Origin of the sequence: Cohnella baijiui, from assembly GCF_020731285.1 — a bacterium.
Classification (GTDB): Bacteria; Bacillota; Bacilli; order Paenibacillales; family Paenibacillaceae; genus Cohnella.
Window position 1 is genome coordinate 41,629 of record NZ_JAJFOW010000026.1, and the last position, 17,393, is coordinate 59,021.

The 17,393-nt window shown below is 60.2% G+C and carries 16 protein-coding genes and 1 pseudogene; 14 read left to right on the forward strand and 3 right to left on the reverse strand.

Annotation, left to right across the window (positions count from 1 at the left end; all coding sequences use genetic code 11):
- The first annotated feature begins 14 nt into the window (after window positions 1–14).
- The 5 genes from LKX83_RS20900 (at window position 15) to LKX83_RS20920 (ending at window position 4,422) form a co-directional block, all read left to right on the forward strand.
- On the forward strand, window positions 15–218 hold the full coding sequence (locus LKX83_RS20900; RefSeq protein WP_227884517.1) for a hypothetical protein: 204 nt from the start codon (window positions 15–17) through the stop codon (window positions 216–218).
- A gap of 247 nt (window positions 219–465) precedes the next feature.
- Window positions 466–2,481, forward strand: a complete 2,016-nt coding sequence (gene tkt / locus LKX83_RS20905; protein WP_227884519.1) for a transketolase — start codon at window positions 466–468, stop codon at window positions 2,479–2,481.
- A gap of 37 nt (window positions 2,482–2,518) precedes the next feature.
- On the forward strand, window positions 2,519–2,836 hold the full coding sequence (gene ppnP, locus LKX83_RS20910) for a pyrimidine/purine nucleoside phosphorylase (protein ID WP_227884521.1): 318 nt from the start codon (window positions 2,519–2,521) through the stop codon (window positions 2,834–2,836).
- Between the two features lie 343 nt (window positions 2,837–3,179).
- Complete coding sequence (locus tag LKX83_RS20915; protein WP_227884523.1) at window positions 3,180–3,728, forward strand: GNAT family N-acetyltransferase; 549 nt, start codon at window positions 3,180–3,182, stop codon at window positions 3,726–3,728.
- Between the two features lie 136 nt (window positions 3,729–3,864).
- Window positions 3,865–4,422, forward strand: a complete 558-nt coding sequence (locus LKX83_RS20920) for a DJ-1/PfpI family protein (RefSeq protein ID WP_227884525.1) — start codon at window positions 3,865–3,867, stop codon at window positions 4,420–4,422.
- Between the two features lie 253 nt (window positions 4,423–4,675).
- On the opposite strand, the gene LKX83_RS20925 is transcribed toward LKX83_RS20920, so the two are convergent.
- On the reverse strand, window positions 4,676–5,095 hold the full coding sequence (locus LKX83_RS20925; protein ID WP_227884619.1) for a PilZ domain-containing protein: 420 nt from the start codon (window positions 5,093–5,095) through the stop codon (window positions 4,676–4,678).
- Window positions 5,075–5,959: pseudogene (locus LKX83_RS20930) on the reverse strand (NAD(P)-dependent oxidoreductase); the annotation flags it as partial. The pseudogene LKX83_RS20930 and the gene LKX83_RS20925, both read right to left, overlap by 21 nt.
- A gap of 175 nt (window positions 5,960–6,134) precedes the next feature.
- Between LKX83_RS20930 and LKX83_RS20935 the strand changes: the two are divergent.
- On the forward strand, window positions 6,135–6,431 hold the full coding sequence (locus LKX83_RS20935; RefSeq protein ID WP_227884527.1) for an ArsR/SmtB family transcription factor: 297 nt from the start codon (window positions 6,135–6,137) through the stop codon (window positions 6,429–6,431).
- Window positions 6,432–6,574: 143 nt separating this feature from the next.
- Window positions 6,575–8,767 carry an alpha-galactosidase gene (locus LKX83_RS20940; protein WP_227884528.1) on the forward strand — a complete coding sequence of 731 codons (2,193 nt, stop codon included), beginning with the start codon at window positions 6,575–6,577 and terminating at the stop codon, window positions 8,765–8,767.
- Window positions 8,768–8,888: 121 nt separating this feature from the next.
- On the opposite strand, the gene LKX83_RS20945 is transcribed toward LKX83_RS20940, so the two are convergent.
- The gene (locus LKX83_RS20945; RefSeq protein ID WP_227884529.1) at window positions 8,889–9,482 is read right to left on the reverse strand and encodes a CGNR zinc finger domain-containing protein; all 594 of its coding nucleotides are present in this window, start codon (window positions 9,480–9,482) and stop codon (window positions 8,889–8,891) included.
- A gap of 231 nt (window positions 9,483–9,713) precedes the next feature.
- Between LKX83_RS20945 and LKX83_RS20950 the strand changes: the two genes are divergently transcribed.
- From LKX83_RS20950 to LKX83_RS20980, 7 genes are all read left to right on the forward strand, one after another.
- Entirely contained in the window at window positions 9,714–10,205 is a 492-nt protein-coding gene (locus tag LKX83_RS20950) for a DinB family protein (protein ID WP_227884530.1), read from the forward strand.
- Between the two features lie 124 nt (window positions 10,206–10,329).
- Window positions 10,330–11,679 carry a glucose-6-phosphate isomerase gene (locus LKX83_RS20955; RefSeq protein ID WP_227884532.1) on the forward strand — a complete coding sequence of 450 codons (1,350 nt, stop codon included), beginning with the start codon at window positions 10,330–10,332 and terminating at the stop codon, window positions 11,677–11,679.
- Window positions 11,680–12,572: 893 nt separating this feature from the next.
- Window positions 12,573–12,875: a hypothetical protein gene (locus tag LKX83_RS20960; RefSeq protein WP_227884535.1), complete on the forward strand. Its 303-nt coding sequence runs from the start codon at window positions 12,573–12,575 to the stop codon at window positions 12,873–12,875.
- Window positions 12,876–13,096: 221 nt separating this feature from the next.
- Window positions 13,097–13,876: a tyrosine-protein phosphatase gene (locus LKX83_RS20965; RefSeq protein ID WP_227884536.1), complete on the forward strand. Its 780-nt coding sequence runs from the start codon at window positions 13,097–13,099 to the stop codon at window positions 13,874–13,876.
- Window positions 13,877–13,994: 118 nt separating this feature from the next.
- Window positions 13,995–14,744: a YveK family protein gene (locus LKX83_RS20970; protein WP_227884540.1), complete on the forward strand. Its 750-nt coding sequence runs from the start codon at window positions 13,995–13,997 to the stop codon at window positions 14,742–14,744.
- 16 nt (window positions 14,745–14,760) lie between these two features.
- Window positions 14,761–15,429, forward strand: a complete 669-nt coding sequence (locus tag LKX83_RS20975) for a CpsD/CapB family tyrosine-protein kinase (protein WP_370639106.1) — start codon at window positions 14,761–14,763, stop codon at window positions 15,427–15,429.
- Window positions 15,430–15,527: 98 nt separating this feature from the next.
- Window positions 15,528–17,360, forward strand: coding sequence for a polysaccharide biosynthesis protein (locus LKX83_RS20980; RefSeq protein WP_227884543.1), 1,833 nt, complete (start codon window positions 15,528–15,530; stop codon window positions 17,358–17,360).
- Window positions 17,361–17,393 lie beyond the last annotated feature (33 nt).

The following is a 17,393-nucleotide window of genomic DNA, read 5'->3' on the forward strand; positions in this document are numbered from 1 at the left end:
ACTGGAGACGAGCGATGACGGAGCAGCGGAAGATCGTCGAAGGGCGCGTCGCTTACGACGTGGAGAACGACGAGTGGGTCATGTACGTGGACGACAAGTTCGTCGAGATGGGCGACCTGTACGCGGCGGTCAATCGGCGGCTAGCCGAGCAAGGCGAGCCGCCCTTGGTTGCCGGCGATGAATTGGAAGTCAAGCTTCGGCGCGCGCAAACCGGCTGACAAAGCCGGTTTTTGTGCTAGTTGGAGGTCTCGCGGGATCGCGGGGCAGGGGCTTGCAAATGCAGGTTCATTCCTTGTTTTTCGCGCGCTCCGCACCCTCTCTTGTCCGTACAAGCCGTGTGGTAATATGAGGGTCGGCGTGGTACAATAGGCAGGATTAACTGCACCGAGTTAAAGGATTAACGTACATTGCGCATGTCACGAGCATCTATCGTTCGTGCAAATAGAGAAGGAGGACCTCTTACGTATGACAACAAGTTCCAAAACGGTTGAGCAACTGTCCGTCACGACGATCCGTACCTTGGCGATCGACGCCATCGAGAAGGCGAAGTCCGGCCATCCCGGCATGCCGATGGGCGCCGCTCCGATGGGCTATCAGCTATTCGCGAAGACGATGAAGCACAATCCGTCGCATCCGGAATGGATCGACCGCGACCGCTTCGTCCTCTCGGCCGGCCACGGCTCGATGCTGCTCTACTCCCTGCTTCACCTGAGCGGCTACGATCTGCCAATCGAAGAGCTGAAGAACTTCCGTCAATGGGGCTCCAAGACGCCGGGCCACCCGGAGTTCGGCCACACGGCGGGCGTCGACGCGACGACCGGTCCGCTCGGCCAAGGCATCGCGATGGCGGTCGGCATGGCGATGGCGGAAGCGCAGCTGGGCGCTACATACAACCGCGATGGCTTTGACGTCATCAACCACTTTACCTACTCCATCTGCGGCGACGGCGACCTGTCCGAAGGCATCTCGTCCGAGTCGGCTTCGCTCGCCGGCCACCTGCAGCTCGGCAAGCTGGTCGTCCTGTACGATTCGAACGATATTTCTCTCGACGGCGAGTTGAGCCTCTCGTTCTCCGAAAGCGTCAAAAAACGCTTCGAAGGCTACAACTGGCAAGTGCTCCGCGTCGATGACGGCAACGACCTGAACGCGCTGGCGAAGGCGATCGCCGAAGCCCAGGCCGAAACGTCCAAGCCGACGTTGATCGAAGTGAAGACGGTCATCGGCTTCGGCTCGCCCAACAAGGGCGGCAAGGGCGGCCACGCCGGCCCGCACGGCTCTCCGCTCGGCACCGAGGAAGCCAAGCTGACGAAAAGCTTCTACGAGTGGGATCACCCGGACTTCTTCGTGCCGGACGAAGTGCGCGCGCACTTTGCCGAAGTGAAGGCAAAAGGCGAAGCGGCGAATGCCGCTTGGGACGAGCAATTCGCGAAGTACAAGGCCGCGCATCCGGAGCTGGCCGCCCAGTTGGAGCAGGCGCTCGCCCGCGAGCTGCCGCAAGGCTGGGATAAAGAGCTGCCGGTTTACTCGACCGAGGACAAGCCTCTGTCCACCCGCGTCGCATCCGGCAACGCGCTGAACGGACTCGCCAAGAACGTTCCGAACCTCGTTGGCGGCTCGGCCGACCTGGAGAGCTCCACGATGACGCATTTGAAGGGGCTGCCGGTCTACAACGCGAGCGACTACGCGGGCCGCAACATCTACTTCGGCGTCCGCGAATTCGGCATGGCGGCGGCGATGAACGGCATTTCGCTGCATGGCGGCCTGCGCGTATACGGCGGCACGTTCTTCGTATTTACCGACTATCTGCGTCCGGCCGTCCGCCTCGCCAGCATCATGAAGCAGCCGGTCGTCTACGTGCTGACGCACGACTCCATCGCCGTCGGCGAAGACGGTCCGACGCACGAGCCGATCGAGCAGCTCGCTTCGATCCGGGTTATTCCGGGACTGACCGTCATCCGTCCGGCGGACGGCAACGAGACTTCGGCGGCTTGGGCATACGCGCTCGAGAACACGGACAACCCGGTCGCGCTGGTGCTGACCCGTCAGAATCTGCCGATCCTGGCGGGCACGGCCGAAAAGGCGCGCCAAGGCATCAAGCAAGGCGGCTACATCGTCTCCGAAGCCGCGAACGGGCAGCCGCAAGGCATCCTGATCGCGACGGGCTCCGAGGTGCAGCTCGCGGTCGCTTCCCAGAAGGCGTTGGCGGAGCAGGGCATTCATGTCCGCGTCGTGAGCCTGCCGAGCTGGGATCTGTTCGAAGCGCAATCGCAGGAGTACCGCGACAGCGTCATTCCGAAGGGGATCAAGGCGCGTCTCGCGATCGAGATGGCTTCTCCGTTCGGATGGGAGCGCTATGTCGGCGATAGCGGCGCCGTGCTGGGCATCACCACGTTCGGCGCATCCGCGCCAGGCGACCGTGTCATCGCGGAATACGGCTTTACGGTCGAGAACGTCGTCGCGCAATTCAAGAAGCTGGTGTAATTCGCACCGTTGCTGATCCATAGGAGGCTGTCCGTTCATGTCGCAATTCGATAACGTAAGCGTAGTAAAGCAAGCCAACGTCTACTTCGACGGCAAAGTGACGAGCCGCACCGTGCTGTTCGCGGACGGCACGCGCAAGACGCTGGGCATCATGCTCCCGGGCGAGTACGAGTTCGGTACCGCCGAAGCCGAAATCATGGAATTTCTGGCCGGCGAGCTGACCGTCCAGCTGCCCGGCAGCGACGAGTGGATCGCGATCTCCGGCACGGGCGAATTCACCGTCCCGGCCAACAGCAAGTTCAAGCTCAAGGTGACCCAGGTCGCCGACTATGTCTGCTCGTATCTGAGCGCTTAAGCCAGGACGCGGGGACAAAGGGCATGGAGAAGAAGGGACCGAGCCGCCGCTCGGTCCCTTTTTACGCATAGAGGAAGCCGGTTTGACTTGGTTTGCTCGCTAGACGCTTGGTTAATTGCAATCGTTACATCTAATTTTCACGTTTGAGGACCTGTAGAGTCGTTTAGTTGCATTTGTACATGTAAAAAGTTGGAAAAACTTTGCAAAACCCCCGTTTTCACAATAATAGATGTAGATTTGCAACAAATCGAGGAATTTGGCGCGATCGACGTCATAGGTAGTGTACTTTTGCAACTAGTTGGTCGAGATGCTCTCAACGATCCATTCGAAAAGAGGCTATGCCATGACAAAACGCATCCCCCTCGCGGTCGGGATTCGACAGGCCATCTCCGCGGATATCTCCCGAATGCTGGACGTGCTCGCAGCGTGCAAGCTGGATCTCGAGCGAAAGGGGATCTACCAGTGGACCGACGAATATCCGAATGCGGCGTATTTCGAAGACAAGCTCGCGCAATCCCAGTTGTACGTGCTGGAAGGAGAAGAAGGCGTTGCGGGCGCCTTTGTCCTCGACGAGTATCAGATTCCCGAATGGTCTCAGGCGACTTGGGTTTATGAAGAGGGCCGGTATCTCGTCCTTCATGCCCTCTTCGTTCATCCGGAGGCGCAAGGGGGCGGGATGGGGAAAAAGGTGCTGAATTTTTGCGAGGAGACGGCGCGTGCGGGAGACTATGACGGCCTTCGTTTTGACGTCTTCACGGAGAACGAGACGGCGCTAGCCTTCTACGTCAAGCAGGGCTACAGCCATCGGGGCGATATCATCTTGCCGTTCAAGCCTGAGGGGCACCAGCGCTACTGCTGTTTCGAGAAGATTGTCAGCGCGCGTCTGGGTTGAACCTTGGCGGCAGCTCTGCGGCCACTTTTGATGCGGAAATCTGTCGACCACTCCCGCCCTGCGAACTATTGACGGTCCTATGCGCGCCTCGGAATAATGGAAGAAACGCCTACCATTTTCCAAAGGGAGTGTTCCGATGTCCAAGCGCGTGTTGATCGTTACCGGCGATGCCGCGGAAGTGTTGGAGGTCTACTATCCGTATTATCGCATTCAGGAGGAAGGCTACGAAGCGGTCATCGCTTCGCCGCAAGTCAAGGCGCTGCACACCGTCTGCCACGACTTCATCGAAGGCTGGGATACGTACACGGAAAAGCCGGCTCACCTGCTGCAATCGCACGTCGCGTTTGCGGATGTCGATCCCTCGCAATACGACGCGCTGATCATTCCCGGCGGACGCGCGCCCGAGTACATTCGCAACGACAAGGACCTGCCCGCGATCATCTCGCACTTTCTGGACGCGGACAAGCCGGTCGGCTCGATCTGCCATGGGGCGCAGGTGTTCCTCGCGCTCAAGGACCGGTCCTACTTTGCAGGCAAGACGCTGACAGCCTACAACGCCTGCCGGCTCGAGGTCGAGTCGCTCGGGGCGAAGTATCCGGAAGGCACGCTGCACGTCGACGGCAAGCTCGTCAGCGGCCATGCCTGGCCGGACCTGCCCGGCTTCATGCGGGAGTTTCTCAAGCTGCTGCGCTGATCGAAAGGAATAGAAATCTCCGGCTTATCCGAGATGGGTCGGGGATTTTTTGCGTGAACGGGCGTTGGTTATCTTGTAAATAGTGGTATATTGAATGAGAGTAGAAGGGAGACTTCAAATTTTTTATGACTTTATAAGTTTTAGCGTAAATCTCCATGCGGCTTTCTATCTTTATATACGAAAGGCGCATGCCACTCCGCCCGGAGTTTGCATACGCCTTTTCCCGTCAATTCCTATTGGTCACCCCAAACCCTCAATCCCCCGCATGCCGCTCGATATATTCCTTCAGTTGCAGCCGCTGATACAGCGCGAGCCCGGAGAGCATGCAGCCGTATTGGAACTGGTTGTTGCTGCGCTCGATTCGAATGATGCGGGCTGTCATCGGCGGCAGCCCCGTTTCCTGCTTGAAGTGGAGGACGACGAACATGTCCTTCTCCAAGGGGAGCGTCGAGGAGATCTGCAGCCCGTCCTCCGAAACGTCGCGCAGCGTACCTTCCACGCTCTGGCCCGCAAACGCGCCGGCTTGCTCCCATTGGTAAATGGACATCATGATCGGGACGTCCAGGGAGATGCGCGTCTGCCGACGCCGTTCCGGGCCGACCGGATCCGCCCCGGCGACAGCAGGCTCCGCGGCAGCGGCCGTCTCGTTCCCGCCGCCGATGGCGCCGCCGATCCACTGCTCGTACACCTTCGCAAGCGCGGCCAGGTCCTCTTCGCCGTATCCCGCAGCAGCGCCCGTCTGGAACAGGCTCTTCGATGCCTCCAGCATCGGGGTAGGCACGCCTAGCCCGTCCGACAGGACGGAGGACAGCTTGAGGTCCTTCAGCATCAGCGCCAGCGAAAACTGCACGCCAAAGTCGCGTTCGATGATCTTGCGGCCCTTCAGATCCGCCTGCTTGCTCGCGGCTCCGCCGCCCTGAACGACGCGGAGGAAGGACGAGGCGTCGATGCCCGCCTTGGCTGCGAGCGCCATGCCTTCGACGAGGCCGGCGGCATTGATGCCGACGATCGTATTGTGCGCGAGCTTCGCGGAGGCGCCGCTGCCGCTCGGCCCCATATAGATGACCTCCCGGCCCATCGCCAGCAGGACGTCCTGCTGCGCTTCGACTGTCCCCCGGTCGCCGCCGACCATGAACAGCAGCGTGCCGTCGATCGCGGCCGGCTTGCTGCCCGTCACGGGAGCGTCCAGGAAGTCGCAGAAGGCGTCGGCGATATCCCGTGCAAGCCTCTGCGCCAACGCGGGCGAGATCGTGCTGCTGTCGATGACGGCCATGCCGGGCTTAAGGCCGGCGATGATGCCGTTCCGCCCGTAGTATACTTCCTCCACGGCGGCGTCGTTGCTGATCATCGTAACGACGACATCGCTGCGTTTGGCTGCCTCCAGCGGGCTCGATACTTCCTCGCCGCCGAGCCGGACGAGCTCCTCCGCTTTGCCGGGCGTGCGATTGTAGATCGTAACCGGGTAGTGCTTGCGGAGCAGAGTGGCGGCCATCGGCAGCCCCATCGTCCCCAGACCGATGAATCCGATTGATTTCATTGTCGTTCGCTCCTTCCGTACGCGCTAGCGTTCGCTCTCTTTCCTTTGTATCACAACCGGCGGCCAAAAGGGAACCTTTTCCCCGCTCCCAAAAGGCTTTTCCACCTTTACAGACGGGCCGGGCATGTGCTACCTTTTATTCTTTAGAAGGATGTATTGATAGGGGGTTCGGTCCATGGCAAACGACCACGATTCCTTTCAGGATGCGGTAAAAGTATACAAAGCGCTCGGGGAACCGACGCGCCTGTCGATCGTTGAGCTCCTCGTCCGGCATCGGGATCTGAGCTGCAGCGACATCGGGGATCGGTTGGACCAAGTCGCGGGATCCACGCTGTCCCACCATTTGAAGCAACTGACGGATTGCGGCCTCGTCGAGATCACGAAGTCGGGAACGTTTCATTATCATCATGTCAACGAGGACATGCTGCGGCGTTATGCACCGCTCATGCTGGAAGGCGCGGAGAGGGAATAAGCCCTCTCGCGCCTTTTTTGCTGCAAATCTCCGATTCGTGACGATATCCGTTTCAATCTCTGGAGAGGGGTTGACATCCTCCCGGTGAACAGGTTGAATCAAAGAGAGGAAAACGCGCCTATATTGGAAGCTGGAGGATCGTCATGCCGATACAATTCGACCAAGCGCAGCGTCTGTTCCATCTGCAGACCCCGCGTTCGAGCTATGTGATTCAACTGATCAAGGACGGCCATCCGGCCCACGTCTATTGGGGCCCCAAGCTGCGCTCCGCCGCCGGCCCGGGCATGCTGACGCTTCGCGAGCGGGCGAGCTTCTCGCCGAATCCGTACCCGGACGACCGCACGATTTCGTTCGATACGCTGTCGCAAGAGTACCCGGCATACGGGACGAGCGACTTCCGCCATCCGGCCTATCAGGTGAAGCTGGCAAACGGCTCGACGATCACCGAGCTGGTCTATGAGAGCCATCGCGTTTACGCGGGCAAGCCGGGACTTGAAGGACTTCCCGCGACCTATGCGGAAACCGACGAGGAAGCCGAGACGCTCGAGCTGACGCTCGTCGACCGCGTCGCAGGACTGCGCGCCGTCCTGAACTATACGGTTTTCCGCGACCATGACGCGATCGCGCGCTCCGTCCGGTTCGTCAACGAGAGCGCGGCGCCGGTCGAGCTGCTCCGCGCGTTAAGCGCCAGCGTCGACTTCAAGCACGACCGTTACGATCTGGTGCATCTATACGGGGCCTGGGCCAACGAGCGCAGCATGGCACGCGAGACGCTGAGGCCCGGAGCGAAGGCGATCGAGAGCCGCAGAGGCTCGAGCTCTCACCAGCACAATCCGTTCGTCGCGCTGCTGTCTCCGGACGCGACGGAGCAAGCCGGCGAAGTATACGGCTTCAGCCTCGTGTACAGCGGCAGCTTCGCCGCCCAGGCCGAGGTCGACCAGTTCCGCACCGCCCGCGTCTCGATCGGGATCAATCCGTTCGACTTCGGCTGGCGGCTCGAGCCGGGCGCGTCGTTCCAGACGCCCGAAGCCGTGCTCGTCTACTCGGCCGAAGGTCTCGGCGGCATGTCCCGCACGTACCACCGGCTGTATCGCACCCGACTGTGCCGCGGCGAGTTCCGCGACCGGACCCGGCCCGTGCTGGTCAACAACTGGGAGGCCACCTACTTCGACTTCAACGCCGACAAGATCGCGAGCATCGCGGCCGAGGCGCAGAAGCTCGGCATCGAGCTGTTCGTGCTGGACGACGGCTGGTTCGGCCACCGCGACGACGATACGACGTCGCTTGGCGACTGGTCGGTCGACCGCAACAAGCTGCCGGACGGCCTCGACGATCTGGCGAAGCGCGTGAACGGCTACGGTCTGCAGTTCGGCCTTTGGTTCGAGCCGGAGATGGTGTCGCCGGACAGCGATCTGTACCGCGCCCATCCGGACTGGTGTCTCCACGTGGAAGGCCGACGCCGGACGCGCGGACGCAACCAGCTCATCCTGGATCTGTCGCGCGACGACGTCTGCGACTACCTGATCGAGACGATCGGCGGCGTGCTCGCTTCGGCTCCGATCGCTTACGTGAAGTGGGACATGAACCGCAACATGAGCGAGATCGGCTCGGCGCTGCTGCCGCCCGAGCGCCAGCGGGAGACGGCGCACCGGTACATGCTGGGGCTGTACCGCGTGCTGGAATCGATCACCTCGCGCTTCCCGCACGTCCTGTTCGAGAGCTGCTCCGGCGGCGGCGGCCGCTTCGATCCCGGCATGCTCCATTACATGCCGCAGACGTGGACGAGCGACAACTCGGACGCCGTCTGCCGTCTGAAGATCCAGTACGGCACGAGCCTCGTCTATCCGATCAGCACGATGGGCGCCCATGTGTCCGCGGTGCCGAACCATCAGGTGGGCCGGATGACGTCGCTCAAGACGCGCGCGGACGTCGCGATGTCCGGCAACTTCGGCTACGAGCTGGACCTGACGAAGTTCTCGGACGAGGAGAAGGAAGAGGTCAAGCGGCAAGTGGCGCAGTACAAGGAGCTGCGGCAGCTCGTGCAGTTCGGGGATCTGTACCGGCTGCGGAATCCGTTCGAGGGCAACGATACGGCGTGGATGGTCGTGTCCGAGGACCGGAGCGAAGCGTTCGTCGCGTTCTTCCGCGTGCTGGCGCAGCCGAACGAGCCGCTCGATTGGCTGCGGCTGAGCGGTCTCGATGCCGAGGCGGACTACGAGGTGGTCGAGACGGGCGAACGGTTCGGCGGCGACCAGTTGATGTACGCGGGGCTGCCGATTCCGCAGCTGCACGGAGACTTTCAGAGCGTCACCTGCCGCCTGCGCAAAATTCAATAGCAAAACAAAGGGCAGTTCCGACAACGATCGGAACTGCCCGATTTCATTTATGGCGCGATGAGATTTCTGTTCACGTTTTCGAAAGCCGGGCGTCCGTCCCCGGTCGCCCGAGCGGTCCGGCCTATTCGGCGAGGCCGACATTCAGCTCTTCCGAGCCGTTTAAGCCGCGGGCAATCGCTTTCTTGCGGGCGCGGAAACGCCGCACCTTGATCAGGTTGCCGCAGAGCTTGTCGTCGCAGAAGCGCTTGGAGCGGTTGCGGGTATCGTCATAGTACACCCACATGCAGTCCGAATTGTCGCAAATCCGGATACGCCGAGCTTCGCCTTCGGAGAGGGTCGCCGCGAACGAAGCCGCGATCTCCGCGCGGATCTGCCTCCAGTCGCGTCCCGCGGGCAGCGACTCGACGCGGTAGGAGCCGTCGGCCGCCGTCAGAGAGCGGATCGACATCCCTTCGGCCAGAAAGCGGTTTAATTCGATCAGGTCCTCGGGACCGGGCACCGACTCGGAAGCGTAAGCGCTCACCATGCGCAGAATCAGATACCGGAGCTGCTTGAGCCGTCTAAGTTCGTCGGGCGTCGGGTAATCCATCGGGGGCAGGTCATGCCGTCTGAGCCATTCTTCGACCCATGCGGGATCTCCCAGCCAATCTTCGGATACGCCGCTGCCTCGCCAATCATGACATTCGCTGTTCGCAAAATCAATCCATAACCTCATTTCCGTCGCACCTCGCTTTCTCCTCCCTTAGAATACCACATTAATGCGGTAAAGCGGTAGTCCTTATAAAGCGGTAAAGCGATAATTGTTTTTAGCGGTTAAGCGCTAATCCTTGGACATTCCCTCGAAAATCGTTCGAAGATGTGCTAAACTTCATATGTAATCAGTATAACTGGTTTATATGATTACGAAATGAAGGGCGGCGAGATCGCCCGACGGGAGGACATAGCCATGAGCACATTGGAGCTTCTGAAGCAATATTGGGAATTCGCCTACGATAAGGAAGACTGGTTTCCGCCACTGCGGGACGCGGTGAGCGGGCTGACGTCCGAACAAGCGGACTGGCGTCCGGAGGGAGAGCATGCGAACACGATCCGCGAGACGGTGCATCACCTTGTCTTCTTCAAGGAACGGTTGCTGCAGATGCTCAGGACCGGGAATGCCGACTACCCGGAGGGGTTGACCAACGACGACACGTTCCGAACGGACGGCACGGACGAAGCTTCCTGGAACGTCCTCCTGAATCGGCTCGACTCCGTGCACCGGGCGCTCGCGGCCGAGCTCGACCGGATGGACGAGGAGGAGCTGGCGAAGCGGGTGCTGAAGGCGGAGATCGGGAAGCGGTACATGAGCCTGATCGCCCACGACGCGTATCATACCGGAGCCGTCATTCAGACCCGCAAGCTGCAGGGCTCCTGGCCTTCCCGCCGCTCGTTCGACTAGTTCTCGCGCGCTTGCCGGACCGCCGTCTCCCCCTCAACTTGTGCCGCGGGACAAATTTCAGTATGCTAAGGCTACATGCTTCAACGAAGCGGCCAACATGGACTGAGAGGGGTTTGAAGGAAAAGTGAGCCAAAGCATTCGTCTCGATTATTCCAAAGCACTGCAGTTTGTCGGTCAGCACGAGATCGACAACCTGGCACCCGCCGTCAAGCTGGCCCATGAGCAGCTACATAACGGTACCGGAGCAGGCTCGGACTTTCTCGGCTGGATCAACCTGCCGTTCGACTACGACAAGGCGGAGTTCGCCCGCATCCAGCAGGCGGCCAAGCAGATCCAATCCGACTCCGAGGCGCTCGTCGTCATCGGCATCGGCGGCTCCTATCTCGGCGCCCGCGCGGCGATCGAGATGCTGTCCCATTCGTTCTACAACACGTTGACGAAGGAACAGCGCAAGACGCCGCAAATTTTCTTTGCCGGCAACAACATCAGCTCCACTTATGTGACGCATCTGCTCCAGGCGCTGGAGGGCAAGGACTGGTCGATCAACGTCATCTCCAAGTCCGGCACGACGACCGAGCCGGCGATCGCCTTCCGCATTTTCCGCGAGGCGCTGGAGAAGAAATACGGCAAGGAAGCCGCCCGCAAGCGCATCTACGCGACGACCGACAAGGCGCGCGGCGCGCTGAAGACGCTCTCGGACGCCGAAGGTTACGAGACGTTCGTCATTCCGGACGACGTCGGCGGACGCTACTCCGTGCTGACCGCGGTCGGCCTGCTGCCGATCGCGACGGCCGGCATCGACATCGAGGCGATCATGAAGGGCGCGCAGGACGCGTCCACCGCATTGAACAATCCGAACCTCAGCGAGAATCCGGCTTACCAGTACGCCGCGATCCGCAACGCTCTGTACCGCAAGGGCAAGACGGTCGAGATTCTCGTTAACTACGAGCCGGGCCTGCACTTCGTCTCCGAATGGTGGAAGCAGTTGTACGGCGAGAGCGAAGGCAAGGACTTCAAGGGCATCTACCCGGCGTCCGTCGACTTCTCCACCGACCTGCATTCCATGGGGCAGTTCGTGCAGGAGGGCAACCGGATCATCTTCGAGACGGTGCTCCAGGTTGGCCAAGTACAGGACCAAATCACGATCCAGAGCGACGCCGCGGATCTCGACGGCCTGAACTTCCTTACCGGCAAAACGCTGGACTTCGTCAACAAAAAGGCGTTTGAGGGCACGATTCTCGCGCACACGGACGGTCAAGTGCCGAACCTCGTCGTGCAGCTGCCGGACCTGACTCCGCATACGTTCGGCCAGCTCGTTTATTTCTTCGAGATCGCGTGCGGCGTGAGCGGGTATCTGCTCGGCGTCAATCCGTTCGATCAGCCCGGCGTCGAAGCCTACAAGGTGAACATGTTCGCCCTGCTCGGCAAGCCCGGCTTCGAAGACAAGAAAAAAGAACTGGAAGCGCGCCTCTAATTCGCCAAGTTCGATTAGCAGCCGTCCCCAGGACCGAATCGGTCCGGGGGGCGGCTTTTTCTTTAGATTCGGGAGGCATGCGGACCAAGGGCGGAGGGGGATAGGCGGTGAAAAGCATCTTTCCTGAGGGGCAGCGGGGCGGTGGGAGGATGATGAACGGAAAGAAGTTCCGTACATGCGAATAATGGGGGCGTCGGGATGGCAATGAGCGGTAAAAAGTTCCGTACATGCGAGGGACGGAGAGCCGAGAGGATGATGAGCGGTAAGAAGTTCCGTACATATGGATGATGGGGCGCCAGGAGAATGATGTGTGGGAAGAAGTACCATACATGCGGAGGATGGGGCGCCAGGAGGACCTGCGGATAAAGGGGCGGCAGGAGAAATAGATGTGGAAATAAGTTCCGTACACACGGATAATGGGGCTCGCTAGGCGGATGATGAGCGGAAAGATGTTCCGTACATGCGAATGAAGGGGGCGCCAGGGAGGCGATGAGTGGTGAAAAGTTCCGCGAGGGACGAAGAGACGAGGCGAGTGAGGAACGGGAAGATGTGCCGCACATGCAGATGATGTGACTCCATGCGAACGATGAGCGGTAAACGTACTGCACCTGAGTACATTCCGACGTTGCGAGGGCAAGGAGGGCCGCCAAGACGGCTTTCCGGCGCGGGCGCCCAGACACGGTTCAGCCCCGTCGTTAGGAGGTACGGCCCAAATGCCCCGAATCGGTACCCGGACAAGCGACCCGCCGTATGTAAACACCGGGTCCCGGTCCGCGAAATTTTACAAAGTTCGGGAACGGGATGCGATCCGAGATGACAATGGTTGTACATTTGTTTCATCCGCCCAAGCCCATTCGCTCGGAACCCGGTATTTGGGAGCGGAGCGAACGCCAATGGACCTTCGCACGACCGCGAATCCCGATTTGCCAAGAGGAAAATTGGGTATTCCGGGACAGTCGGCGCGGGTGCTGATTCGACAAATGGCCGGAGTGATCCGCCGTCGTTCGCCGACGTTGCGTGTCGAAAGGACTAAGCGCAGCCGTCGGACGTGCGGCAAGGCCCAAGCGGCAGAATTGCCACAGATCGACGCAAGTCGGATGGCAGAAGACGAAAACCCAGCAATGGAGCGGGTTGGGGGCATTCTCGGCGTTCATGCTAAAGTCTCGATAATTTATGCTTTAAAAATAACCATATAAAGTAAATTAAATTAAACAATATCCATTTACAGGAATTCGTTGGGTGGAAAAACCTCCCTCTGTGTCTGTTGTTTCGCCAAAAACAATGGGGATTTCTTCCTTTGTCTATTTTCTGAAAATAATCGCGTCGGTCTAAATCAATTTAAGTCTTTCCTCTCTCCATCGGCCGGAAAGGGCTGTGACATAATGTTGACAAGATCGCTTGGAAAGGGGAGTGAAGCTTGGTCGACCTGCATAGTCACATTTTGCCCGGGATGGACGACGGACCTGCGTCCCTGGAGATGAGCCTCGAAATGGCCCGCATGGCCGTTCGCGAGGGGATCGAGGTCGTCTATGCGACGCCCCATCATCTGCTGCCCCCTTACGACAACGAACGGTCAACGGTCGTGAAGGCGGTCGCCAGACTGTCCGAAGCGCTCCGGGCGGCAAAAATTCCGCTCCAGGTCCGTGCGGGCCAGGAAATCCGGATGACGCCGGAATGGCTGCGCGAAGCTTATGAAGGCAAGTTGCTGCCCCTGTCCGGCACCACCTACACGCTCATCGAACTGCCCTCCGCCGGCATTCCTGAGCATCTACCCCACGCGATACACGAGATGGGCGTCCTCGGCTGGCGGCCAATCATCGCGCATCCGGAGCGGAATCGCGAAATCGCGAAGCATCCGGAGCGGCTTCTTCCGTTTGTGGAAGCCGGAGCCCTATGCCAGCTCACCTCGCATTCCCTGACCGGGAGATTCGGGAAGGAGACGCAGACCGCGGCCTTGACGCTGTGCAAGCGGGGCTACATCCACTTGGTCGCCTCGGATGCGCACGACTGCGAGCGAAGGCCGTTCGAGCTGAGAGTGGCGTACGAGATGCTCGAAGCCAAATTCGGCAGCGTGTTCGTTCAGCGGCTCCAGCGGAACGCGAAGTTGATCGCGGCCGGCAAACAAGCGGAGGCTGCGGCGGTTGTCCGCAGGCGGACGGTGTCGAGCGTCGTCAGGCGTTGGGTGAAAGGCCGCTAATGATTCGGAAAATTCGGAATTATAAAACAGAAAGAAGGGGGCGATGTTCCGCCGTTCTTGCGGATGGAACCGAACGCAAAACACATCAACCTCACACCAAGAGACGGGAGGCCGAATGGTGAATGTAGATCTGGATTTGAAACAGGTGCTGTCTCTGATGCGCAAGCGCTGGTGGCTGATCGCGGTCATCACCTTGCTCGGGACCTCGGCCGTCGGCGTTTATAGCGCCTTTTTCTTGAAGCCGGTTTATCAGGCGTCGACCAAGCTGATTGTCAATTCGGCATCGGATCTCAGCGGTTTCAAGCTCGATCTGAATCTGATCAACTCGAATATTAGCCTGATCAGCACGTACAAAGAGATCATCCGCACGCCGGCGATCATGGATCTCGTCTCCGAGCACCCGGAACTCGGCGTCACCTCGGACGAGCTGATCCGCAACATCGGCTTCAGCTCCGTGAACGGTACGCAGGTCGTTACGCTCACCTACCCGGATCACGACTACAAGAAAGCGGCGCGAATCGTGAACGAAGTGTCGGTCGTCTTTCAGGAGGAAATCCCGAACATCATGAAAGTCGACAACGTGTATCTGCTGAACAAGGCGGACGAGGACAAGCAGCCGGCGCCCTTCAAGCCCAACAAAAAGCTGCACACGGCGGCTGGCTTCGTCCTTTTCCTCCTGATCGGCATCGGTACGGTTCTGCTTCTGGATTTCTTCGACGATTCGCTGAAAACCGAAGCGGACGTGACGGCTGTGCTCGGACTGCCGACCTTGATCGTCATCCCGAAAATGAAGGGGATGCACGAGCAGTCGCCAAATCCGCCGCCGGACGCTTCCAAAGTCGCGAAAGACAACAAGAAAGCGGGGTGAGGGGATGTCAAGGCTCGTGGAAAGCCGCAAACGCATCATCACCGATCGGCAGCCCAAATCGCCGATCGCCGAAGCTTACCGGACGCTTCGCACGAACTTGCAGTATTCGGGGTTGGATGAACCGATCCGCACGCTCATGGTGACGTCGGCCACGCCGGAGGAAGGCAAGTCGACGACGATCAACAACCTCGCCGTGGCGTACGCGCAGGGAGACAGCAAGGTATTGCTGATCGATGCGGACATGCGCAAATCGACGGCGCACTTCGCCTTCGGCCTTTCCAACCGGCACGGCCTGAGCAGCTTGCTGTCCGGACAGTGCGAACTGCTCGACGCGGTTCAGCAGACGCATGTGCACAATCTCTCGGTGATCACCTCGGGCGCCACGCCGCCGAATCCGGCGGAGATGCTCGCATCGCGGAAAATGGACAAGCTCATCGCGGATCTGCGCGAGCGCTACGATCTGATTCTGATCGATACGCCGCCCGTGCTCGCCGTGAGCGACGCTCAGATCGTGTCGACGAAGTGCGAGGGCGTGCTGCTCGTCGTCAAAGCCGGAGAGCTGAAGCGCGGACCCGCGCTGCGGGCGAAGGAGCAGCTGAGCTTCGTGAACGCCAGGCTGCTGGGCGTCGTTCTCAATCAGGCGAAGGGCCCGGAAGCCGGAACGTACTACGACTACAACGCTTAACTGCACGCGAAGGTTGAAGACCAAGGGAGAGAGCAACGAAGCAAAAAGAGAAAAAGAAAAAGAAACGCCCGAAACGGGCTCCATAGGAGGGAAACTGCATGCGCGTATCCAAACGAGTGCCGATCTGGATCGGCCTCGATCTCGTATTTTTGTGGTTAAGCGTGTACCTGGCGTTCGTCGTTCATGACGGCGGATGGCTAAACGGGGAGACCGCCTACCTGGCCGTCATTTACGGTCTCGTACAGGCGCTGGCCGGCGTCGGGATCATGTACTTCTTCGGGCTCTACCGCCGCATCTGGCAGTACGCCAGCGTAGGCGAGTTGGCCGCGCTCGGCCAAGCCGCCCTCGTGAGCGGCGCCGCCGGCTACCTGGCCGCAACGGCTGCGATGGGCCAGGTAATTCCGTTGTTCGCGCCGGTGCAGAGCTTCATGTCGGCGCTTCTGCTGCTCGGCGGCAGCCGGTTCCTGTGGCGCCTCGTCTGCGACCGGTTCGGCGGCGAACGCGGCGGACGGAGCGTAAACCGCAAGCGGACGCTGATCGTCGGCGCAGGCAACTGCGGGACGCTCTTCGCGAAGGAGCTGCAGATGAACGATTCGTACCAGGCGAAGCCGGTCGCCTTCGTCGACGACGATCCTTACAAGATCAAGCTCGAAGTGCTCGGCATCCCAGTACTCGGCGGACGGCAGGACATTCCGGCGATCGTCGCGGACAAGAACATCGAGGAAATCATCATCGCGATGCCGTCCGCCTCGAAGACGCAGATCTCCGAGATCGTGAAGATCTGCAAGCATACGAAGGCGCGCCTCAAAATCGTGCCGAACCTGCAGGATCTGATCCACGGCAAGACGGCGGCGCATCAGATCCGGGACGTCTCCGTCGAAGACCTGCTCGGCCGAGAGCCGATCCGCACCGACCTGAAGGGCATCGCGGACTACGTCGCGGGCAAGGTTGTCCTCGTAACGGGGGCGGGCGGTTCCATCGGCTCGGAGCTGTGCCGGCAGATCGCGCCGTTCCAGCCCGACAAGCTGCTGCTGCTCGGGCATGGAGAGAACAGCATCTACACGATCGAGATGGAGATGCGGGCCGCGTTTCCGAAGCTGCCGATCGAAACGGTCATCGCGGACGTGCAGGACCGGACGCGGCTCGAAGAAGTGTTCCGCTGCATGAAGCCCCAGGTCGTCTTCCACGCCGCCGCGCACAAGCACGTGCCGCTCATGGAGCGCAACCCGTCGGAGGCGATCAAAAACAACGTATTCGGCACGAAAAACGTAGCGGACTGCGCAGACGCGTTCGGAGCGGAGCGATTCGTCCTCATTTCCTCCGACAAAGCCGTTAATCCGACGAGCGTCATGGGGACGACCAAGCGCATCGCGGAAATGTACATCCAAGGGCTCGACAAGCATAGCGAAACGAAATTCGTCGCCGTCCGGTTCGGCAACGTGCTCGGCAGCCGGGGCAGCGTCATCCCTCGCTTCAAACAGCAGATCGTCGGCGGCGGTCCGGTTACGGTCACGCACCCGGAGATGGTTCGCTACTTCATGACGATCCCCGAAGCGGTGCAGCTCGTCATCCAGGCCGGCGCTTTCGCACAGGGCGGGGAGATCTTCATCCTCGACATGGGCAGCCCGGTGCGCATCTACGATCTGGCCGTCGATCTTATCCGCCTGTCCGGCTTCGAGCCCGGCGTCGACATCGAGATTACGTTCAGCGGCATCCGCGAAGGGGAAAAACTTTACGAAGAATTGCTCACGAAGGAGGAGGGGCTCACCTCGACCAAGCACGACCGGATTTACGTCGGCAAGCCGTCGCTCATTAACCGCTCCGAACTGGAATTCGAATTCCGGAGACTGGAGCGGGTGCTCGCCAAGGATCCCGAAGAGATCCGCAGCGTGCTGCAGCAGCTGGTGCCGACCTACCGGAACGTCTCTTAACCTGCGCCGAAGCGAAAGAGGGGAATTGTTGAT